Origin of the sequence: Nocardioides oceani, from assembly GCF_030412965.1 — a bacterium.
GTDB classification, from domain to species: Bacteria; Actinomycetota; Actinomycetes; order Propionibacteriales; family Nocardioidaceae; genus Nocardioides; species Nocardioides oceani.
The window spans coordinates 1-22,343 of record NZ_JAUHJQ010000022.1; the positions used below are offsets into that span (position 1 = coordinate 1).

The following is a 22,343-nucleotide window of genomic DNA, read 5'->3' on the forward strand; positions in this document are numbered from 1 at the left end:
CGAGGTCTTTCGGGTGGCTGGCGTAGGAACCGCCATCTTCGAAAGACCTCGACCTCTATCCCGGCACCGACGCGCCGACCCCGGCCGCGTCGTCCGCTACACCCTCAACTGTGAAGAGCCAGATAACCCGCCCGGGAGAGGGCAAACAACTGCCGCGAATAGGCGAACACGATCGAGAAAAAGCTGGCGACTAGGCCCGCTAAGCCCACGTAGTTGACGAAGTCGGCTACCCAGGTGTCCCCGCCAAAGGCGGATCGGATGGCCTCCGGAAGAGGGTTGTCCGAGTCCGCAATCGCCGAGGACCCGGCACCGCCGGGCGCAATGAACAGCATCAGTGCAGCGGTCACGAGCAGAATCGTCATCGCAGTGATGATCCCGCGTGGCATGTCCCGCTCCGGGTCGTTAGCCTCTTCTGCCGCCAACGGGACTCCCTCGACCGCAAGGAAGAACCAAATTCCGTACACCAGTGCCCCTAGAACGCCGGCATACCCGAACGGAATGAAACTGTTCGCGCCGGCCGCGCCTGTCGGCTCGATGTCAAACAGGTTAGCGAACTCAAACTTCGGAGCCATTGCGATCACAAAGACCACCAGCGCAACGAGGGCCACGGCCGTGATGGCAAACATCAACCGCAGTGCCTCACCCACGCCGTACAGATGGATCCCAACGAACACGGCATAGCACGCCAGGTAGATCGGCCACCCACTTGTCAGGCCGAACAAGCCAAGAGCCTCAATGTAGCCGCCGATGAACACCGAGATGGCCGCTGGAGCTATGGCGTACTCGATCAGGATGGCCATTCCCGTTGCGAAGCCTCCAAGTGGCCCCAACGCCCGGCGCGCGAAACCATAGCCAGCGCCCGCCACCGGCAGAGCGGACGCTAGCTCGGCCAGACCGAAGACCATGCACGTGTACATGGTCGCCATTAGGACCGTCGCAATGAATAGACCACCCCACCCGCCCTCTGCCAGCCCAAAGTTCCATCCGGCGAAGTCCCCCGAGATCACGTACGCGACCCCGAGCCCCGCGAGCAGGACCCAACCCGCAGCGCCCCGGCGCAACTGGCGATGCTCCAAGTAGTCAGAACTGACCTGCTCGTAGTCGACTCCACGCACTCGACGTCGTTCAGTGCTCATGCGGCTCCCTGTCCTCATCGGTACGGCACCTCCCGCCACGCGCGTAAAGGGGCGACGACCATGCCTTTACAAACCTCGCGATGAGGGTGACGCGCGCCACACGCACGTGTCAACCCCCCGGAGGCTTGCGGCCGAGGGCCCCTGCACTTCGGCCTAAAGGATCGCCACCAAACCATTGACATGGCGAGGGCCGCACTGCTTCCATGGTCGCAATGGACCGCAGTCAGGCCAAGCCGGCCGCGAGCGGTCCTTGGAACCTCCTCGACTGCAACACGGCGAGGCGGGCACGTCAGCGCAGGCGAAGCCCGGGATGGCGGGGTAGTTCGGGCATCTTGCGAGGACCGGCACAGCTCGTGTCCTGAGACTAAAACTGGAGCTGAACTCGGTTTGCTAGAACTCATCATTGGCGCGCTTACCGACCATTAGTCGTTGACGCTCGTTCTTGTACCTGAAACACTGTTGGATCGAACACGATGGGAACGCGCCGCGTTCGGACCCCTCAATGGTGTGTTACACGGCCATTGCTTGACGACAAGCGACGCAGGCCTGCTTACGAAAGGGATGGCTTAGTGACACAGCGAAACGCGCGGCTCTTAAGCGCAGACGAACTCGTAGCCCGTATTGAGGCGGACCTGATCGACACGGTGATCGTGGCGTTCACGGACATGCAGGGACGGCTCCTGGGCAAACGCTTCCACGGTCGGTACTTCGTGGATGTGGTTGCAAAGCATGGCACCGAGGGGTGTAACTACCTACTCAGTGTAGACGTTGATATGAACACGGTTGAGGGATACGCCATGAGCTCGTGGGAAAAGGGCTACGGAGACATGGAGTTCGCCCTCGACTTCGACACAATCCGCGTTCTTAATCATCTGCCAAAGACCGCGATCATCCAGTGCGACCTAACGTGGCTCGACGAGAGTCCCGTGATGCAGTCGCCACGCACGATCCTCAAAGCGCAGGTTGAGAAGGCAACGCAAGCCGGCTACGTCGCCAAAGCGGGTACCGAGCTGGAGTTCATCGTCTTCGATACAACCTACGAAGAGGCCTGGTCGTCGAACTACCGGGATCTGACACCTTCTAACCAGTACAACGTGGACTATTCGATCCTCGGCACTTCTCGCGTCGAGCCACTCCTACGCGACATCCGTAACACGATGTACGCGGCGGGCATGGATGTTGAATGCGCGAAGGGGGAATGCAACTTCGGTCAACATGAGATCGGCTTCTTGTACGACGATGTCGTTGCTACCGCCGACAACCACTCGGTATACAAGACCGCCGCCAAGGAGATCGCCGCGCAGCACGGCCAAGCGCTGACGTTTATGGCTAAGTATAACGAGCGTGAAGGCAACTCCTGCCACATCCACCTGTCGCTGCGTGGCCTGGAGGACGAGATCGTGTTCTGGCGCGACGGCGCCCGCACACCGCTCTACGACCAATTCATCGCGGGGGTCCTAACGATGATGCGAGACTTTACGTTGCTGTACGCGCCGAACGTCAATTCATATAAACGTTTCGCCGACGGTTCTTTCGCCCCGACCACCGTTGCGTGGGGACTCGACAACCGCTCCTGCGCGATCCGGTTGGTGGGGAAGGGAGCGGGGGCGCGGCTGGAGAACCGCGTGCCTGGCGGTGACGCAAACCCATACCTAGCTCTCGCGGCGATGCTGGGCGCTGGCCTCTACGGCATCGAGCACAAGTTGGAACTCGAGCCGGAGTTGACCGGAAACGCGTACACCTCCGACAAGCCAAAGGTCCCGAACACCCTGCGTGAAGCGCGCGACGCCTTCACCACGTCGGCGGCCGCCAGGCAGATTCTCGGCGACGAAGTTGTCGATCACTACACCACCATGGCCGACGTCGAACTCAAGGCCTTTGAAGCGTCCGTCACCGACTGGGAGCTGCGTCGCAGCTTCGAACGCATGTAAGGGAGCCCCCGTGAGCAACACATATACCGTCGTGAACCCTGCGACTGAACAGGCCGTCGCAGATGTGCAAATGGCCGACCTCGCGGCCGTTGATGCCGCAATAGACCGAGCGGCCGCAGCCCTGCCAGCCTGGCGGGCCATCACGCCTGGGGAGCGCGCCACTCTGCTGCGTCGATTTGCTTCGGTTGTCGATGCGCACGTGGAGGAACTTGCCGAACTCGAAGTACGCAATTCCGGCCACACGTGGGGCAACGCGGTGTGGGAAGCGGGCAACGTCCGCGACGTGCTCAACTACTACTCGGCGAGTCCAGAACGTCTGACTGGACACCAGATTCCCGTGGGTGGTGGTGTCGACATAACTTTCCACGAGCCGCTTGGTGTCGTCGGCATCATCGTGCCGTGGAATTTCCCGATGCCTATCGCGGCCTGGGGTTTCGGTCCTGCGCTGGCGGCCGGCAACACCGTCGTCCTTAAACCGGCCGAGCTGACTCCGCTGACCGCCATCCGTTTGGGTGAGTTGGCGCTGATGGCCGGCCTGCCTGAGGGCGTTCTTACGATCGTGCCCGGACGAGGATCGATTGTGGGTGAGCGGTTCGTGACCCACCCGACCGTTCGGAAGGTATGCTTCACCGGCTCGACGGGGGTCGGTAAACGCATCATGGCTGGCTGCGCCGACCAAGTGAAGCGCGTGACGCTCGAGCTTGGCGGTAAGAGCGCCAACATCGTGTTTGCGGACGCCGACCTAGCTAAGGCCGCGGCAGCTGCGCCGTCCGCAGTGTTCGACAATGCTGGGCAGGATTGCTGCGCCCGCTCTCGCATCCTTGTGGAGCGCTCCGCCTACGACGAGTTCGTATCGCTGCTCGAACCGGCCGTGCAGGGCGTCAAGGTACTCGACCCCTCTGATCGCTCCAGCGAAATGGGCCCCCTCATTTCGGCGGCACAGAAGGCCACCGTGCAGGGCTACGTCGACGACGTTGAGGTAGCTTTTTCCGGCTCGCGCCCCGACGGCCCCGGGTTTTGGTTCGCACCGACGGTCGTCTTGACGGACGATCCAAGCGAGCGCATCTGGCGCGATGAGGTGTTCGGTCCGGTCGTGGCGGTGATGCCCTTTGACGACGAGGCGCAGGCAGTTCAACTTGCCAACGACACCGAGTTTGGTTTGTCCGGGTCGATTTTCACGCGGGACGTCGGTCGGGCGCTGCGAGTATCGCGCGCCGTCGAGGCCGGAAACCTGAGCATCAACTCTCATTCGGCCGTGCGCTACTGGACACCGTTCGGCGGGTTCAAGCAATCCGGTCTGGGCCGCGAGCTCGGTCCCGACGCGCCCCACTCGTTCACTGAGGTCAAGAACGTCTTCATCAGTAACGAGTAGTTAGGCCCCACCGGCGAGCGGAAGTTGGCGTTCGCCCCTCACGTAACCGTCTCCCCATTATTGGATGATCATCGAAAAGGAAGTGGAAGTCATGGCAGGACGCATCGAAGGCAAGGTCGCCGTCGTTACCGGGGGTTGCTCCGGCATCGGCCTTGCGGTCGTGCAGAGGTTCGCCGCAGAGGGCGCGAAGGTGGTCATCGGCGACGTCGACGACGTGAAGGGGCCCACGATCGCTGAGCAGGTCGGCGGCACCTACGTGCACGTGGACGTTACAGACAAGCGGCAAGTCGACGCACTGTTCGAGACGGCGTTCACCACCTACGGATCGGTGGACATCGCGTTTAACAACGCCGGGATCTCGCCGCCTGAGGACGCCTCGATCCTCGACACCGAACTGGAGGCGTGGAAGCGGGTCCAGGAGGTCAATCTGACCAGCGTTTACCTGTGCTGCAAGGCCGCGCTGCCCTACATGCTCGAGCAGAAAAGCGGCTCCATCATCAACACCGCCTCGTTCGTCGCCGTGATGGGTGCGGCTACGTCGCAGATCTCGTACTCGGCGTCGAAGGGCGGTGTGCTGTCGATGTCGCGCGAATTGGGTGTGCAATTCGCTCGCGAGGGCGTGAGAGTTAACGCGCTGTGTCCAGGACCGGTCAACACGCCCTTGCTGCAGGAACTGTTCGCAACGGACCCGGAGCGTGCCCAGCGCCGACTGGTACACGTTCCGCTCGGCCGGTTTGCTGAGCCCGCGGAGATGGCCAATGCTGTTTTGTTCTTGGCCTCCGACGAGTCAAGCTTTATCACCGCCTCTACCTTCTTGGTGGACGGCGGCATTTCAGGCGCCTACGTTACCCCTGTGTGATGCACCCGGTCATCGGCATATCTGCCGCTCGTGAAACCTCGCAATGGGGGGTGTGGGACGAAGTAGCGGACGTTCTGCCCGCAAGCTATTCGCAGTCTGTGGAACGGGCTGGCGGGGCGCCAGTGCTGCTCCCGTCGAGCGTCCCGCGGGTAGCCGCATCGGTGGTACGTCGGCTGGACGGTCTCGTGATCGCCGGGGGCCCCGACGTGCAGCCGGTGAGGTACGGGGAACGGCCGCACGAGCGGACTATGGGCTGGCGCGAGGACCGTGACGCGTGGGAGCTCGCCCTCCTCGACGAAGCCGCCAGGATCAGCCTGCCCGTGCTAGGCATCTGCCGAGGCATGCAACTCATGGCGGTGCACGCTGGGGGAGTGCTTGAACAGCATGTGCCTGACCGCGTCGGCTCACAGCAGCACTCGCCGGGTGGGAACTCGTACGGCGACATCGCGGTCGACATCGTTGTCGCCAGCCGACTGGCTCGAGCTATAGGGGCGCGGGGCGCCGTGAGGTGTCACCACCATCAAGCGGTCAGCGCCCATCCGGGCTTCGAACCAGTCGCCTGGGCCGCCGACGGAACCCTGGAGGCGATGGAGGACCCGCAACACCCGTTCCGTCTTGCAGTGCAATGGCACCCGGAGACCCAGGAGGACGCGGGCTTGTTCAGGGCATTGGTCGCAGCCGCGGCGGCGGCTCCTTGATCGGCGTCTTGGTCGCGGTGCGTTCACTCGTCCAGCGAACCAGCTTGACGGGCGCCACGCGCCCTCCTCGCTCCACGGCTCGGCTGGTAGACGTTCGGTTTGCGGCTCAGACGATGGACGATGCTGCGGGAGCGCCGCCCTGCCACGTCAGACCTGCGTTAAGTATTTCCGGGAGCATTGGCGAGCGATGGCACCAAGGTCGCGACTATGGTGACCGAAATGAATGAGGAGTCCGCCAACGAGGCCCTGCTCCGACCGGTGCGGTCGGGCAATGTCTTTGAAGAGACCGTCAACCGGCTGTTGCAGCTGGTGTGGCTTGGCGTGTACGAGCCCGGTGACGCCCTGCCGCCCGAGCGGGAACTCGCAAGTAAACTAGGAGTGAGCAGGGACACCGTCCGGCAGGCGATCAAGTCACTATCGGACGCGGAATACTTCACCACCAAGCGCGGACGGTACGGAGGGACGTTTTTCGCAGACACGGTGCCGAGGCGCCACTCGACGGTGTCGAGACGTGTGTGGACGCCAGCGGACATTGCTGACCTGCTCGGCATGCGTGAAGTCCTCGAGGTTGGGGCCATCCGGTTGGCTTCGAGGCGAACCCTGACGGCTGTGGAGCGCGACGTGCTGTGGATGCGTCTCAGTGAGGTTGAGCAGGCCGGACCGGACGATTATCGAAGGCTGGACTCTCGCCTGCACCTGACTTTCGCAGAACTCGCAGGGGTACGAACGTTGACCCCACTGTTAGCCGACAACCGTATGGCGCTCAACGAACTGCTCGATCAGATACCGCTGCTCGGCCCCAACATTGCGCACTCCAACCACCAGCACCGTGCCGCCGCGATGGCCGTGCTGACAGGCGACGAGTCAGGCGCAGCCGGAGCAATGCAAGAACACCTGTCGGGGACGGCGGCCCTTCTCCATGGGTTCCTGGACGGGGCGCCGACGCGCCAGGGCAACGAGGATCGCGACGCGACCGATCTTGTTGAGACCGGTCCCCATGGGCCGCCCGGGATCCCCTCCTAACGCACCCTGTCGACGTGTCCTTACAGCTTGACCCACCAGGGTCGCGATACTTTCGCTGAGCTCCATCCCGTGGTCCGTTGACATCACTCGGTGCCACGACTACGTTCTGGACTTAGATAACTGAACACTATTCGCCGCTTGAACCACAGCGGGAGAGTCCTTCCTCTACTCGAGGGGGGCGCCGAAGGAGCAACTCTCCCCGAGAATCTCTCAGGCCCCGTTACCGCTGTCGTGAGGCGAACTCTGGAAAGTCAGGACTAGTGTCCTGCACCCACGGTGCAAGTTGCCCACTCGGCAGCGAAGCTCTCAGGTTTTCCGATGACAGAGCGGGGAGGCCACCCACCAGGTGTCGCATTCGCGGCCCTAGGACCAGGAGCCTCTGCTATGACATCGTTGAGTGCAGACGACTACGACCGCGGTTTTGTTGGTCGTCACATCGGTATTGACGCCGAAAGTCGCGCCAAAATGCTCGCCGAGATCGGTTTTCCGGATCTGGACAGCTTGATCGACACGGCTGTCCCTGGGAAGATCCGCACCACCACCGGTCTTCGTCTGCCGGAACCGGCCACGGAGGCCGAAGCGGCCGGAGAACTGGCGACCCTTGCGGGAAGCAATGTCGTTTCGGTGCCAATGATCGGTCTCGGCTATTACCCATCGCTTACCCCAGCGGTGATTCGGCGCAACGTGCTTGAGGATCCGGCCTGGTACACGGCCTACACCCCTTACCAACCCGAAGTCAGCCAAGGCCGACTTGAGGCGCTGCTGAACTTCCAGACGATGGTCGGCGATCTGACGGGTCTGCCCATGTCCAATGCCTCCCTTTTGGACGAGTCCACTGCAGTGGCGGAGGCCGTTATGGTCATGCGCCGCGGATCGACGTCAAAGTCCAGCAAGGTGCTGGTCGACACGGACACGTTGCCGCAAACCCTCGACATTCTTCGGACACGCGCCACGGCAGTTGGAGTGGAGGTCGTCGAAGTCGACGTTACCCAGCCGCTGCCGAAGGATGACTTCTTCGGCCTAGTTCTCTCCTATCCCGGCGCCTCCGGAGCGGTCCGTGACCACCGGCACCTCGTGCGCAGCGCGCAGGACCGCGGCGCCCTAGTCACCATCGCCGCCGACCTTTTGGCCCTGACCATGTTTCTCTCGCCGGGAGAGTGCGGCGCCGATATTGCGGTCGGATCAACCCAGCGCTTCGGGGTGCCGTTGTTCTACGGTGGCCCTCACGCCGGTTACATCGCGGTGCGTGACGGGCTGCAACGTCACCTTCCCGGACGATTGGTAGGTGTCTCTCGGGACAGCGACGGGAAGCCCGCGTACCGCCTGTCGCTGCAAACGCGAGAGCAGCACATCCGTCGCGACAAGGCGACCTCCAACATCTGCACCGCCCAAGTGCTGCTGGCCGTCGTAGCTTCCATGTACGCGGTCTACCACGGCCCTGTCGGGCTGAGACGAATCGCGGAACGGGTCCACGCCCATGCCAACGCCATCGAAAGCGGGCTCCGAGAAGTTGGTATCCCGGTCGTACATGGCGCTTACTTCGATACCTTGCTGGTGCGCGTCCCGGGCCATGCCGACGAGGTGCTCGCGGCCGCGGCCGCTAAGGGCCTGCGGCTGCGGGGGGTGGATTCCGACCACGTCGGAGTCAGTTGCTCCGAGATCACCACCAGCTCACACGTGGACCTGGTACTTGAGGCTTTCAGCACCCTTGAGCAGGTGGACGTGATGGATCAGGGGAAACCCGATGCCATGCCCTCGACGCTGCGGCGCGAGAGTCCCTTCCTCACTCATCAGGTTTTCCACAGCTATCGTTCAGAGACCGAGATGCTGCGGTACCTACGTCGCCTTTCGGCTCGCGACTTTGCGCTGGACCGAGGCATGATTCCGCTGGGTTCATGCACTATGAAACTGAATGCGACGACCGAGATGGAGCCGATAAGCCTGCCCGGCTTCGCGAACTTGCATCCGTTCGCCCCCGCCGAGGACGCCCCCGGATACACCGAGCTTGTGCGCCAATTGGAGGGGTGGTTGGCCGAAATTACCGGTTATGCCGCGGTGTCAATTCAGCCCAACGCCGGCTCGCAGGGGGAGTTAGCGGGACTTTTGGCCATTAGGGCTTGGCACCGGGATCGCGGAGACGAGCAGCGAGATGTCTGCTTGATCCCTTCTAGCGCGCACGGGACGAATGCGGCGTCCGCGGTCTTGGCGGGGATGCGAGTCGTTGTTGTGGGTTCTCACGACGATGGCACGATCGACTTGGGGGAGCTGGAGAAAAAGTGTATCGAGCACACTGACAACCTGGCCGCCATCATGGTGACCTACCCGTCGACGCATGGTGTCTACGAGGACAGCATCACCCAGCTCTGCGACGTCGTGCACGCGCATGGGGGACAGGTGTACGTGGATGGGGCAAATCTCAACGCCCTACTTGGTATCGCCAAGCCCGGCGAGTTCGGAGGCGACGTCTCCCACCTGAACCTGCATAAGACTTTTTGCATCCCCCATGGTGGAGGGGGACCCGGGGTCGGGCCGGTCGCGGTAGCGGAACACCTAGTTCCGTATCTGCCGACCCACCCCCTACATCCAGACGCCGATCGTCGCGGGAACCACGGAAGCATCAGCGCTGCTCCCTACGGGTCAGCCGGGATCCTTCCCATCCCGTGGGCGTACATCCGGATGATGGGTGGCTCCGGCTTAACCGAGTGCAGCCACGTTGCCGTGCTGAACGCGAACTATGTCGCCCATCGACTGGCGTCACACTTCCCAATTCTGTTCACCGGCGAAGATGGGTTGGTCGCACACGAGTGCATCGTCGACATCCGACCCGCCACTGCGAAGACCGGGGTCACCGTCGAGGATGTCGCCAAACGGCTGATCGACTACGGCTTCCACGCCCCCACGATGTCTTTCCCGGTCGCGGGCACGCTGATGATCGAGCCGACCGAGTCTGAGAGCCTCGCGGAGATCGACCGGTTCTGTGATGCGATGATCGCAATTGCAGCCGAGATCAAGCAGGTAGCCGCGGGCACTTGGTCGGTGGAGGAGAGTCCGCTGCGCCACGCGCCCCACACCTTGGCGGATCTCGTGGGTCAATGGGGGCGCTCGTACCCGAGAACAGTCGGCGCGTTCCCGGCCGGTGTGGATCCCGACAAGTACTGGCCCCCCGTGGGGCGCATCGAGAACGCGCATGGTGACAGGAACCTCGTCTGCTCTTGCCCGCCCCCTGAAGCGTTTGCCGCTGTTGGACCACAGGGAGCTTCGGCATGACGTCGCCTCTGGCGGCAAGGACCACACCGCTGCATGACATTCATCGGCAACTCGGCGCGACGCTTACAGACTTCGCCGGCTGGTCTATGCCGCTGAAGTACACGTCTGAAGTCGCAGAACACCACGCGGTCAGACGCGCGGCGGGGATGTTCGATCTGTCCCACATGGGTGAACTCGAGTTGAGTGGCCCCGAGGCCGGAGCCGCCCTCGACTACGCCTTGGTCAGTATGCCGTCACGGATGCAGGTTGGTCAGGCCCGCTACTCCATGCTGGTTTCCGCCAACGGCGGCATCCTTGACGACCTCATCGTGTACCGACTCACTCAAGAGAAGTTCATGGTTGTGGCCAATGCCGCCAATGTGCGAAGGGTGTACGAGGAACTGGTGGCACGGGCAAGCGGTTACACGAGCGAGGTTCGCGACGCCTCCGCGGAGTGGGGCCTGATCGCGGTCCAGGGGCCCTCGTCGGCGCTGATTGTCGCCGAGGCGACCGGGGATGACGTGTCGGGTCTCACCTATTACTCGGTCGCTGGAGCCAGGGTGGGCAAGCATGATGTGCTGCTGGCCCGTACCGGGTATACCGGCGAGGACGGCTTCGAGGTGTACTGCGCGGCGGACGCCGCCGTTGAGGTCTGGTCGGAGTTCGCCGTTCTGGGCAGCCCGCATGGGCTGGTTCCCGCTGGACTTGCGTGCCGTGACTCTCTTCGGCTCGAGGCGGGTATGCCACTGTATGGTCAGGAGCTGACCTCTCAATTAACTCCGTTTGACGTCGGTCTCGGCAAGGTGGTCGTGCACGACAAGCCCGACGGCAGTGTCGGTGCTGCGGCGCTCTTAGAAGCCCGTGACGTCGACCGTGCTCGTCGTCTGATCGGTCTGGCTAGTGTCGGTAGGCGCGCACCGCGAGCCGGACATGCCGTGCTCCGGCCCGGCACCAGTGAGCGAATTGGGACCGTTACCAGCGGTGTACCGTCCCCGACCCTCGGGCATGCGGTCGCCATGGCGATCGTCGACGCAGATGACGTAGAACCAGGCACCAAACTTGAAATTGACGTCCGCGGGCGGACCGAGCAGGTCGAAGTGGTCAAGCTTCCGTTCTACCGACGCGATCGCTGATGCGCGTGTCGTGGCACGAACCCACCCGGGCAGACAACTACTAGCTTGCAGGAGATTCCTATGACCATCCCAACTGACCTCAGCTACACCGATCAGCACGAGTGGCTCAGGTTCGACGGCGACAACGCGCGCGTCGGAGTGACCGCTTACGCATCCGAAGCTCTCGGCGACGTCGTGTTCATCGAGCTCCCGGCCATCGGCAGCAAACTTTCTGCTGGCGAGCCTTGCGGCGAGCTTGAATCCACGAAGTCCGTCAGCGATCTCTTTGCTCCTGCTAACGGAGAAGTTGTCGAGATCAACCAGGCGGTCGTGGACAACCCGCAACTGCTCAACGACGACCCGTTTGGTACCGGATGGCTTTTCGTCATGCGCTTAGAGGGCGAAGCCCCGCTGCTGGATGCCACGGCCTACGCCAAACTTACGACCGAGGGCTGAGATGACCATGCTTAACGAGTCTTTGGCGTCCTACGACCCGGAAGTTCACGCCGCGATCCGAGCGGAACTAGACCGTCAGCAGTCCACCCTGGAACTCATCGCAAGCGAGAACTTCGCACCCGTTGCGGTGATGGAGGCTCAGGGGTCGGTCCTGACGAACAAGTACGCGGAAGGCTACCCCGGACGGCGTTACTACGGGGGATGCGAGCACGTCGACACCATCGAGCAGCTCGCCATCTCGAGAGTAAAGGAGCTGTTCGGCGCGGAGCACGCCAACGTTCAGCCCCATTCTGGCGCCCAGGCTAACGCCGCCGCCATGGCCGCCCTGCTCCAGCCGGGTGACACCATCCTCGGTCTGGACCTGGCACATGGCGGACACCTCACTCACGGCATGCGCCTCAACTTCTCAGGCAAGCTGTACAACGTCGCGGCCTATCACGTCGACGACACCACCTACCGCGTGGACATGGAGGAAGTACAGCGATTGGCGGTCGAACATCGGCCGAAACTGATCGTAGCCGGTTGGTCGGCCTACCCGCGCCACCTGGACTTCGCCCATTTCCGCAAGATCGCCGATGAGGTGGATGCGTACCTCATGGTCGACATGGCCCACTTCGCCGGCCTCGTCGCGGCTGGCCAGCATCCCAACCCCACGCCTTTTGCTGATGTCGTGACCACCACCACCCACAAGACGCTCGGCGGGCCCCGCGGTGGTGTCATTCTCACGAATCATGCGGATTTGGCAAAGAAACTCAACAGCGCCGTATTCCCCGGCCAACAAGGTGGGCCTCTTGAGCACGTGATCGCGGCGAAGGCCGTGGGTTTCAAAATGGCCGCGTCGCCAGAGTTCCGCGACCGCCAGATCCGCACCCTGCTGGGGGCGAGCATCATTGCCGATCGGCTGGCTGCTCCAGGCATGGCAGAGGCCGGGGTATCGGTGCTCACAGGAGGCACCGAGGTCCACCTGGTGCTTGTAGACCTTCGTGAGTCGGAGCTCAACGGTCAGGAGGCCGAGAACCGGCTCCATTCGATTGGACTCACTGTGAACCGGAACGCCGTGCCATTCGATCCCCGCCCGCCGATGGTTACCTCGGGGTTGCGTATCGGCACCCCGGCGCTCGCTACGCGGGGGTTCACAGAGCAGGACTTCGCGGAGGTCGGTGACATCATCGCCGAGTCGCTGGTGCCAGCGTTCGACGACAAGGTGGCGAACCGGTTACGTGACCGCGTAATCAACCTAGCGGCCGCTCGACCGCTGTACCCGGAGCTCTAGGATGACTAGCGCAACTATGAACCTCCCGCCGGAGGGGCGTAAGCTGCTGCGGCTCGAGGTACGCAACTCCGAGACCCCGATCGAGCGCAAGCCGGAGTGGATCAAGACCCGGGCGAAGATGGGACCGGAGTACACCGCGCTGCAGAGCCTGGTGAAGTCCGAGGGCCTGCACACGGTGTGCCAGTCCGCGGGCTGTCCCAACATCTTCGAGTGCTGGGAGGACAAGGAAGCCACCTTCCTGATCGGTGGCGACCAGTGCACCCGCCGCTGCGACTTCTGCCAGATCGACACCGGCAAGCCGCAGCCCCTCGACCGTGACGAGCCCCGCCGCGTCGCCGAGTCCGTGCAGAAGATGGAGCTGAAGTACGCCACCATCACCGGGGTCGCGCGCGACGACCTGCCCGACGGTGGCGCCTGGCTCTACGCCGAGACGGTCCGCGCGATCCACCAGCTCAACCCGGGCACCGGCGTGGAGAACCTCATCCCCGACTTCAACGGTGAGCCGCACCTCCTGCGGGAGGTCTTCGAGTCGCGCCCCGAGGTCCTCGCGCACAACGTCGAGACCGTCCCGCGGATCTTCAAGCGCATCCGTCCGGCGTTCCGCTACGAGCGGTCCCTCGACGTCATCACCCAGGCGCGCGACTTCGGCCTGGTGACCAAGTCCAACCTGATCCTCGGCATGGGCGAGACCCGCGAGGAGGTCAGCCAGGCGTTGCGCGACCTCCACGAGGCGGGGTGCGAGCTGATCACGATCACGCAGTACCTCCGCCCCTCGCTGCGCCACCACCCGGTCGAGCGGTGGGTCAAGCCCCAGGAGTTCGTGGAGCTCAAGGACGAGGCCGACCAGATCGGGTTCTCCGGCGCCCTGTCCGGTCCGCTGGTCCGTTCGTCCTACCGTGCGGGTCGCCTGTACAACTTGGCCAGGAACCGGAGGAACGATCAATGACACTCAGTGCGTTCGACCTCTTCTCCATCGGAATCGGACCTTCGTCCTCACACACGGTCGGCCCTATGCGCGCCGCCAAACGTTTCGTCGATGATCTTGTGGCCACGGGGACGTTGGGTGACGTTAGGCGAGTACGGGCCCAGTTGTTTGGTTCTCTCGGGGCCACTGGTCGCGGCCACGGCTCGCCTAAGGCCGTCATCCTGGGTTTGGAGGGTGAAGACCCGGCCGAGGTGGACACAGATACCGTTGATGCCCGAGTCGCCCGCAACAACGCCGACGGGGTGATCACGCTTGCCGGCACGCACAAGGTCGGGTTCAATTCCAAGACAGATTTGGTGCTGCACCGACGCAAGTCACTGCCTGCGCATCCCAACGGAATGACCTTCGAGGCCTACGACGCTGGCGGGTTCATCGTGGCCGAACGCTCGTACTACTCCGTGGGCGGCGGCTTCGTCGTCGACGAAAGCGCAACAGGCGCCGACCGCGTGGTGCCAGATTCGACCCCCGTCCGCTTTCCCTTCACCACCGGCCGGGAGCTCCTGTCCATCTGCGCCCGTGAGGGTCTGAGCATCAGCGACGTGATGCTGGCCAACGAGCTGGCGTGGCGCACCGAGGCGCAGATCCGACAGGGTCTACTTCATTTGTGGTCGGTAATGGCGGCTTGTGTGGAGACAGGGTGCCGCCGAGAGGGCGTCCTCCCCGGCGGGCTCAACGTGCCCCGGAGAGCACCAGATCTATACCGCGACCTCACGAGTGGGCGGGGATCCGATGACCCCTTGAGGGTCATGGACTGGGTGAACTTATTCGCGTTGGCCGTGAACGAGGAAAACGCATCTGGCGGACGCATTGTCACCGCACCGACTAACGGCGCGGCGGGGATTGTCCCGGCTGTGCTGCACTACTACGTGCGGTTCGTGCCCGGCGCGGACGACGATGGGATCTTGCGTTTCCTGCTCACAGCTGCGGCCGTCGGCATCCTTTTCAAAGAGAATGCGTCTATATCAGGGGCCGAGGTCGGCTGCCAGGGCGAGGTCGGATCGGCCTGCTCCATGGCTGCTGGGGCCCTGTGTGAAGTGCTGGGCGGAACTCCTGACCAAGTAGAAAATGCCGCCGAAATCGGCATCGAGCACAATCTAGGACTGACTTGTGACCCCATCGGCGGCCTGGTGCAGATCCCGTGCATTGAGCGCAATGCGATCGCCTCGGTCAAGGCCATCAACGCGGCACGGCTAGCTTTGGGCGGAGACGGTTCGCACAAGGTGAGCCTCGACAAGGCAATCCGGACGATGCGCGACACCGGTCGTGACATGCTCTCCAAGTACAAGGAGACCTCGCGTGGCGGCCTCGCCGTCAACCTGATCGAATGCTAACAAGCCTCAGTGAACACCGAACGGCGCTTGAGGCCACCAACGGTTGCGTCGACCTAACTGCGGAATTAGGGGGTGCGCTCTCCCCTGCGATGCAGAGCACGTTCCTGCTCAGTGTGGCTCAGGATCGATTCCACCTCAGCACGAGCCCGCACGATGTGAAGCATCATCGCGTCAGCTGCAGCTGGTGGTTCGCGTCGCTCGATAGCCTGCAGTACGGCGGCGTGGTCATGGATGGACGATCGCTGCAGCGGTGTAAATGAGCGCCGATCAAGCGTGGAGAAGGCTACCGCTCGGGCGTCTTCGATGGCTTGTCGGAGGAGGTGATTGCCGCTCATTCGCGCGACGGTCAGGTGAAATTTCGAGTCTGCCCGGCGGAAACTGTGTACGTCAGTGCTTCTGGCCATAGCAGCCTGACAAGCGGTCAGCTCGTCGAGGTCCACTTCAAGGTGTCGTTCGGCGGCTAGTCGTGCGGCCGTGGACTCCAGCGCCAATCGCAACTCGAAGACCTCACGGACCCTTTCTTCATGTCCGGAATCTGCCCCTCGCAGACCGTCGATGTTGGGTGCCACGGTTGTCCCGCCGCTGCCACGTCTAGTCACCAACAAGCCCTCGCCCTGCAGGACTCGCAGCGCTTCTCGGACTGTCACCCGGGACACGCCCATACCCTGAGAAAGAGCTCGTTCGGCTGGAAGCCGATCTCCTGGAACAAGCAGCCCCAGGGTCAAGGCGCGCTGGATCCGCTCCACGACGGCCGCGTATGCGGGCGGCGTGTGAAGCGGGGCCACGAGGAAATCGTCATGTGACATCGCTTGCACCATACTCGTCCGACCCCTAAGGTCTCTTGGTATGCAAACCGCACCAAGGAAGCTGGGCTGATCCCGCTGACACGTTGGCGTCGAGTCCGGGGCCATTCCTCGAGCGGCGCCGCTTAGGACCTGTGGCACGTACCGCCACTATTTGCTCGTTGGCTATCCGTTATAGGGACTCGACGAAGTGCAGTCGCCTTCCAGGCCGCGTCGGGATCTGAATAGCCCCCAGGCAAGCCACGTCACTCGAAAGGACCCATGATGGAACCGACGAGGCAACTCGATGTCGTGGTCGTGGGTGCAGGATTCTCCGGGCTGTACATGCTGCACCGGCTACGTGCGCTCGGTATGAGCGTCCAGGTTATCGAACGTGCGCACGACGTTGGGGGGACCTGGTATTGGAATCGATACCCCGGTGCCCGTTGCGACATCGAGAGCATTGACTACTGCTACTCCTTTGACGACGAACTTGTTCAGGAGTGGCGTTGGAGCGAGCGGTACGCTGCCCAACCCGAAATTCTTAGTTACCTCGAGCACGTCGCGGACAGGTTCGACCTACGCCGACAGATCTCTTTCAACACCAGTGTGGTGTCGACTACATGGGATGAGGCGCAACGTGCGTGGCTCGTCACCTGCGACAACGCCGAGACACTGGTAGCGACCTACGTCGTCATGGCGACCGGCAACCTGTCGTCCGTCAAGCAGCCACGGGTTCTGGGCCTCGAAGAGTTCGCGGGGGAGTGGTTCCACACCGGCCGCTGGCCGCACCGGCCGGTGGACTTGACCGGAAAGCGGGTCGCCGTCGTAGGAACGGGTTCGTCGGGGATCCAGACCATCCCCCAGGTCGCCAAGGACGCCGACCAGTTGTACGTTCTCCAACGGACACCGAACTACAGCATGCCGGCGCACAACCGTTCACTGCGAGACGATGAGTGGCGTGAGCTGACTGCGGACTGGCGTGAACGGCGCACCGTTTGCGAACTCTCCGAGAGCGGCGTGCCGGTGGACTCGCCAGACAGGTCCACGGCGCAGGCCACCCCCGAGGAGCGCCGGCAGCGGTTTGAGGAGGGCTGGCAGCGAGGAGGTATCAGCGCACTGTCCTCGGGTTTCACTGACTTCTTCACCAGTGAGGAGGCGAACAAAGTCGCGCAGGACTTCGCTCGGGCGAAGATCCGCTCAGTAGTCCGCAATCAGGACGTGGCAACACTCCTGTGTCCCAGCCACCACATCGGCACGAAGCGCACCTGTACCGACATCGGATACTTCGAGGCCTACAACCGCGACAATGTCGAACTTGTGGACATCCGCTCCAACCCGTTGGTCAAGATCACCACGACGGGCATCCAGCTTCGTGACCGACAGATCGACGTCGACACCATCATCTTCGCGATCGGCTTCGACGCCATCACCGGCGCGCTGACGGAAATCGAGATTCGCGGCGTCGGGGGCCACCTCCTCACTGACAAGTGGGCCCACGGGCCGCGCACCTACCTCGGCATCCAGACCGCCGGATTCCCCAACTTGTTCATGATCACTGGCCCGGGCAGCCCCTCAGTCCTGAGCAACATGGTGGTGTCCATCGAGCAGCACGTGGATTGGATCACGGACTGCCTAGACCACTTGAGCGAGAACGGCATCAACCGCATCGAAGCGTCGGTGGACGCTGAGGACCAATGGGTGCAGCATGTCGCCGAACTCGCGGCCGACACCCTCTACCCCGAAGCCAACTCGTGGTACGTCGGAGCGAACATCCCCGGCAAGCCACGCACATTCATGCCGTACGTTGCCGGCTGCGGCCGGTACCGGCGCGAGGCCGAGGACGTCGCTGCCCGCGGCTACGCCGGCTTCATGTTAGGCGCCTCCAGTGCTGGTAAGAAGGAAGTCGACGCGTGATCAACCTCCAAGAAGAGTTGCAGAAGGACCCCGACCTGATCGCCTGCCTCGAGCGGCACGGAGTCCGCACCGTCATCGTGGGCGGATGCGATACCCATGGCGTAATGCGCGGCAAGCGAATGCCGACCGGTCAATTGTCCCGCATGCTTGAGCACGGTATGCCGCTCTGTGATGTTTTTTGGGTGATGCACGTCGACGAGTCTGGCCTTGTCGCCAAGCCAGAGGGAATCAACGGGTACTTCCCGACTGAGCGGCTTGGCTACCCCGACATCTTCGCCAAGATCGATCCGGCGACCTTGCGCCTAGTTCCCTGGCACGAGGACACGGCACTGCTCCTCGCTGACTGGCATCTGCCCCACGATGGTGGGCACGTCCCGATCTCGCCCCGGAGCGTGTTACAGCGTGTCGTCGAACGCACTCGCTCGATGGGATTTGAGCCGATGAGCGCGTTGGAGCTGGAGTTCTACCTACTCAAGGAGAAAGTTGGCACTAAACATCTCAAACGTGCTGACGAACTAGTTCCTTTGCAGGAGGCGCCCAGCACCTACGGCGTCGTCCTGGGATCTCACCAGGAGACGATCGGCGCCATCATCCGCGATCGCATGCTGGAGTACGGGCTGCCGATCGAGGCGTGCAACCCCGAGACGGGTCCGGGACAGTTCGAAATCACCCTGCAGTACGACAAGAGCCTGAAGTCCGCCGACGATGCCTTTCTCTTTAAGTCCGCAGTCAAAGAGGTCGCTGCCCGGCACGAGCTCCTAGCCACCTTTATGGCAAAACCCAACGGCGCCTGGGCGGGCAACAGCTGTCATATCCACGTCAGCCTGCGAGACAAGGAAGACGTCGGGGCCTTCTTTGCCCCGGGTCAGACCCACGAGATCTCTGAGACTATGCGGCACTTCGCTGGGGGTGTCCTCAGCACGATGGCGGAGTTCACGGCATTGATGGCGCCCACGCCGAACTCTTACCGCCGCTATGTCCCCTATTCCTGGGCGGGTACTACCGCCACGTGGGGAATCGATAATCGCTCCGCTGGCCTGCGGGCGATCTGCGAAGGTGAGAACGGCACCCGGCTTGAGCACCGTCAGCCGGGAGCTGACGCCAACCCCTACATCGCCACGGCTGCCCTTCTGGCCGGTGGGCTCCATGGGGTGCACAACAAGCTGGAGCCACCAGGACTGACCAGCATGGACATCTACGCGCTGCCAGCCGAGCAGGTGCCGTTGCTGCCCACCAGCTTGGCGGAAGCTCTGGACCTTCTGGAGGCGAGCGCCGTCGCTCGCGAGTGGCTGGGCGAGGATTTTGTTGATCACTTCCTCGCCATGAAGCGTGCGGAACTGAAGGCCCAGTCAATCGCTGTCACCGACTGGGAAGTGGCCCGCTACCTCGAGGCGCTGTAGTGCCGGCAATACCCGGCCGTGAAGCCGCTGCGGCTCTTGATGAGGCAGCCAACCGCGCCCGGCCGAGCCTGCATCTGATGTCGCCGGCGCGGGCCCGCGATTGCTATGAGCAAGAAAGCTTGCGAACCGGCGGAGCACCGCTACCGGTGTCTGTGGTTCGGGACATGGCGGTCAATTCGCGCGTGCAAGCGCGGCTCTACCGACCGACGGAGGGCACCCTGCCCGTCGTGTTGTTCTTTCACGGGGGAGGTTGGGTGGTCGGCAGCATCAACACCCACGACCACATGTGTCGTGAGTTGGCTCTAAGAAGCGGATGCGCCGTGCTCAGCGTCGGCTACCGGCTCGCACCCGAGCACCCCTTCCCAGCAGCCGTCGACGACGCCGAGGCAGCGCTGTCATGGGTCCGAGGGCATGGCGCGGAATATGACCTTGACGTCGACCGCCTGGCTGTGGCGGGCGACAGCGCCGGCGGGAACGTCGCCGCTGCGTTGACCATCCGGGCACGCATGATGGGCGTGCCGCTCCGTCTGCAACTGCTGTTCTATCCCGTCACAACCACCGACCTCAGCGTCGGCATCGACCCGCAGTACGAGGGCCTCGTCTTGTCCCGTGATGAGTTGGTTTCGCATCAGGACCACTACCTGCCGAACGCCACCGACCGACACCGCGCGGAAAGCTCACCCCTTGACTGCGCCGACCTGCGAGGACTCCCGGAAGCTGTCGTCGTCGTTGCCGAATGCGACCCAATTGCGCCGCAGGGTCTGCGCTACGCCGAGGCACTTCGCGTAGCGGACGTGCCAGTGACCGTGCACCTGCACCCCGGCAGCACTCACGGGTTCGCTCAGTTCCCAGGCGCTTTCGAGACAGGGAGGACTGCGCTAGGGCAAGCAGCCGATGCCCTCCAACGGGCGTTTCTTGACGAGCGAGCGTGAACAATCTGCGAAGGTGCGACGCCGCAGCGGTCCTCGACGAAGCGTCGGGATGAAAAGAAGTCAACGCCCATCGAACGGTGCTCGAGAGGTAGTTCGCATCGGCGTATGAAGGACGAGATCGCCGACTACGGAACTGAGCACCGAGTCTTTGCGCAACGTGTCGACTGGAAGCAGATCAATACCCGTCTCGGCGCCGTCGTTAGATCCGAAGCAGCGTCCCCTCAGTGGCTGTGCTGACAGCGCCCCTGGGCGGCATCAGTTCTGCCTGTGTGGTTGAGCTTCCCCGGGTAGATAACGACGCGCGTCGACAACAATCGAGGCGGAGGCGATCAACCTGCGGCCGCGAGCAGACGGAGGGTTATCCACCTACGAGACGATAGACTGACGCTGAACGCACGTGCCCGTTGCAGCTGGCCGACCACTCCAGTAGCAGCTCAAACGAGTCGCTTCTTCTTCGTCCGCTCACACATCGAGCAGGTCGGCGCTCAGTCGATGGGTGGTCGCGACGTCTTGAGCAAGCACATGAGGACGAGGGTTGTCTCCGGTGACGGCAACGCACCGCATTCCGGCGGCAAGCGCGCCTTGGATACCTGGGACGGAGTCCTCGAAAACAAGAACGTCTTGGGGTTCGACGCCCAGTAGCGCCGCACCCTTAAGAAACCCCTCGGGGTCAGGTTTGCCGTGCTCGACGTCTTCGACCGTGACGAACAAGTCGATGTGCTCGCCGGTCGAACAGTTGTTCAAGACCGCAAGGACGTCGTCACGTTGTGCGCCTGTCACGATCGCCATAGGGACCTCGAGGCGCGCCAGGTGTGCCACCAGTTCCGCAGCCGAATCAGTGATCGGAGAACGTTCTGCTACGAGCTGCTTGTAGCGGTCTCCGTGCCTAGCCAGCAGCTGGTCAACCAGGACCGAGTCGCCGCCGCCATGCGTGCGAACCGCTATTTCAACGATTTCCCGGTCGCTGTGTCCGAGTAGCCGCTCGGTGTATTCCTCCGGAGTCATCTGCCACCCGAGGTACTTGTGGAAGAGATCGGTGAAGCTGTTCAGCAGTATGGACTCGTCGTCAGAAAGGGTGCCGTTGAAGTCGAAGATGACAGCACGGTTTGTTCGTCTGCTCCAGTCGTTGATTAGTTTTTCCACCGATGGGCGCCTGGGGTCGGTAGTTGACATCACAGCACCGGCCTTAGGTAGGGCACCGAGATGTCGCCGTCGATGAGGAAGCTCTCGGTCGGCATGAAGGATGAGCCGTCGTTGGCCAAGAGTGCGTAGGGGCCGAGGTCGAGAGTCGAGACCTCCTCGAGCGGGACGCAGCGGGCGGTGCCGAAAGCGATCCCGACGCTGCCGCCGTGGCGAGGTGCTGTCTGGGAAAGGTTGTCTACCTTGTCCTTCTTCGTGCCGTTCGAGGGCGCGAACCACTTCCGTACTTCATCGGCAGCAGCCGCCTTGCGAGCTAGATCGCCAGTGATGATGACCGCAGCTCTTCTCTTGGCTATGGGGCCGCCGATGGCGAGTCCCGGGCCGATGGCGGGGCCGGCCTCAAGGGCGACGCGATCCTGCAGTCGGGTAACCATGGTGGCTGCTCCTCGTTTGCGATGAAGATGTTCATGTCGTCGAACGGCATCGAAGTCGATGCGCCGTTCCGTCAATAGTCTAGTCTTTTGTGAGCCTGTCAACCGTTGCCGCTCCGCAGGTGGCGCTGCCCGTGGACGAGTGCTGCGCGGCACAGGTAGGTGTGGACCGACCAGAGGATGCTGTCGGGTCAGCACTGTGTGGTTCCCCCCGAATCGTGGAGGGCTTCTCTATGCGGCTTCCCGGTCGGGGGCCGCTGTGTCCTCGTAGTTGACCGGGCTCATCATGCCCGCCGAGCTGTGCCGGCGTTCGTGGTTG

The 22,343-nt window shown here is 63.0% G+C and carries 18 protein-coding genes and 2 riboswitches; of the genes, 14 read left to right on the plus strand and 4 right to left on the minus strand.

The features are described 5' to 3' along the window. Positions 1-104: 104 nt before the first annotated feature. Positions 105-1,136, minus strand: coding sequence for an ethanolamine permease (eat, locus tag QWY28_RS22500; RefSeq protein WP_300955163.1), 1,032 nt, complete (start codon positions 1,134-1,136; stop codon positions 105-107). Positions 1,137-1,705: 569 nt separating this feature from the next. Between eat and QWY28_RS22505 the strand changes: the two genes are divergently transcribed. The 11 genes from QWY28_RS22505 (at position 1,706) to QWY28_RS22555 (ending at position 15,422) form a co-directional block, all read left to right on the plus strand. Further along, positions 1,706-3,067, plus strand: a complete 1,362-nt coding sequence (locus QWY28_RS22505; RefSeq protein WP_300955164.1) for a glutamine synthetase family protein — start codon at positions 1,706-1,708, stop codon at positions 3,065-3,067. 10 nt (positions 3,068-3,077) lie between these two features. After that, positions 3,078-4,439, plus strand: a complete 1,362-nt coding sequence (locus tag QWY28_RS22510; protein WP_300955165.1) for an aldehyde dehydrogenase family protein — start codon at positions 3,078-3,080, stop codon at positions 4,437-4,439. 64 nt (positions 4,440-4,503) lie between these two features. Continuing rightward, positions 4,504-5,298, plus strand: coding sequence for a 3-oxoacyl-ACP reductase (locus tag QWY28_RS22515; protein WP_300955166.1), 795 nt, complete (start codon positions 4,504-4,506; stop codon positions 5,296-5,298). Then, positions 5,298-5,996, plus strand: a complete 699-nt coding sequence (locus QWY28_RS22520; RefSeq protein ID WP_300955167.1) for a gamma-glutamyl-gamma-aminobutyrate hydrolase family protein — start codon at positions 5,298-5,300, stop codon at positions 5,994-5,996. Before QWY28_RS22515 ends, QWY28_RS22520 begins: the two co-directional genes overlap by 1 nt. Positions 5,997-6,215: 219 nt before the next feature. Then, on the plus strand, positions 6,216-7,019 hold the full coding sequence (locus QWY28_RS22525; RefSeq protein ID WP_300955168.1) for a FadR/GntR family transcriptional regulator: 804 nt from the start codon (positions 6,216-6,218) through the stop codon (positions 7,017-7,019). 139 nt (positions 7,020-7,158) lie between these two features. Continuing rightward, positions 7,159-7,255, plus strand: a riboswitch (glycine riboswitch). Position 7,256: 1 nt separating this feature from the next. Further along, positions 7,257-7,354: riboswitch (glycine riboswitch) on the plus strand. A 49-nt stretch (positions 7,355-7,403) separates the two neighbouring features. Next, positions 7,404-10,286, plus strand: coding sequence for an aminomethyl-transferring glycine dehydrogenase (gene gcvP / locus QWY28_RS22530; protein WP_300955169.1), 2,883 nt, complete (start codon positions 7,404-7,406; stop codon positions 10,284-10,286). Next, positions 10,283-11,398 (plus strand): glycine cleavage system aminomethyltransferase GcvT, encoded by a 1,116-nt coding sequence (gene gcvT / locus QWY28_RS22535; RefSeq protein ID WP_300955170.1) that lies wholly within the window; start codon positions 10,283-10,285, stop codon positions 11,396-11,398. The genes gcvP and gcvT overlap by 4 nt, the downstream gene beginning before the upstream one ends. Before the next feature lie 60 nt (positions 11,399-11,458). Then, the gene (gene gcvH, locus QWY28_RS22540; RefSeq protein ID WP_300955171.1) at positions 11,459-11,833 is read left to right on the plus strand and encodes a glycine cleavage system protein GcvH; all 375 of its coding nucleotides are present in this window, start codon (positions 11,459-11,461) and stop codon (positions 11,831-11,833) included. Position 11,834: 1 nt separating this feature from the next. Beyond that, positions 11,835-13,106: a serine hydroxymethyltransferase gene (gene glyA, locus QWY28_RS22545; protein WP_300955172.1), complete on the plus strand. Its 1,272-nt coding sequence runs from the start codon at positions 11,835-11,837 to the stop codon at positions 13,104-13,106. Between the two features lie 16 nt (positions 13,107-13,122). Continuing rightward, a complete protein-coding gene (lipA, locus tag QWY28_RS22550) occupies positions 13,123-14,052 on the plus strand; it encodes a lipoyl synthase (protein WP_300955173.1) in 930 nt (309 codons plus the stop codon). After that, a complete protein-coding gene (locus tag QWY28_RS22555) occupies positions 14,049-15,422 on the plus strand; it encodes an L-serine ammonia-lyase (RefSeq protein WP_300955174.1) in 1,374 nt (457 codons plus the stop codon). The genes lipA and QWY28_RS22555 overlap by 4 nt, the downstream gene beginning before the upstream one ends. Before the next feature lie 65 nt (positions 15,423-15,487). Here QWY28_RS22555 and QWY28_RS22560 read toward each other — a convergent pair whose 3' ends face one another. Further along, entirely contained in the window at positions 15,488-16,228 is a 741-nt protein-coding gene (locus QWY28_RS22560; RefSeq protein WP_192912069.1) for a FadR/GntR family transcriptional regulator, read from the minus strand. Positions 16,229-16,486: 258 nt separating this feature from the next. Here QWY28_RS22560 and QWY28_RS22565 point away from each other — a divergent pair, with 258 nt between their 5' ends. The 3 genes from QWY28_RS22565 (at position 16,487) to QWY28_RS22575 (ending at position 20,453) form a co-directional block, all read left to right on the plus strand. Beyond that, on the plus strand, positions 16,487-18,121 hold the full coding sequence (locus tag QWY28_RS22565) for a flavin-containing monooxygenase (RefSeq protein ID WP_300955175.1): 1,635 nt from the start codon (positions 16,487-16,489) through the stop codon (positions 18,119-18,121). Beyond that, a complete protein-coding gene (locus QWY28_RS22570) occupies positions 18,118-19,521 on the plus strand; it encodes a glutamine synthetase family protein (protein WP_300955176.1) in 1,404 nt (467 codons plus the stop codon). The genes QWY28_RS22565 and QWY28_RS22570 overlap by 4 nt, the downstream gene beginning before the upstream one ends. A 164-nt stretch (positions 19,522-19,685) precedes the next feature. Then, positions 19,686-20,453, plus strand: a complete 768-nt coding sequence (locus tag QWY28_RS22575) for an alpha/beta hydrolase (RefSeq protein WP_300955177.1) — start codon at positions 19,686-19,688, stop codon at positions 20,451-20,453. Positions 20,454-20,915: 462 nt separating this feature from the next. On the opposite strand, the gene QWY28_RS22580 is transcribed toward QWY28_RS22575, so the two are convergent. Next, positions 20,916-21,596, minus strand: a complete 681-nt coding sequence (locus tag QWY28_RS22580) for an HAD family hydrolase (protein ID WP_300955178.1) — start codon at positions 21,594-21,596, stop codon at positions 20,916-20,918. 29 nt (positions 21,597-21,625) lie between these two features. Further along, positions 21,626-22,027: an SDR family oxidoreductase gene (locus tag QWY28_RS22585; RefSeq protein WP_300955179.1), complete on the minus strand. Its 402-nt coding sequence runs from the start codon at positions 22,025-22,027 to the stop codon at positions 21,626-21,628. Positions 22,028-22,343 lie beyond the last annotated feature (316 nt).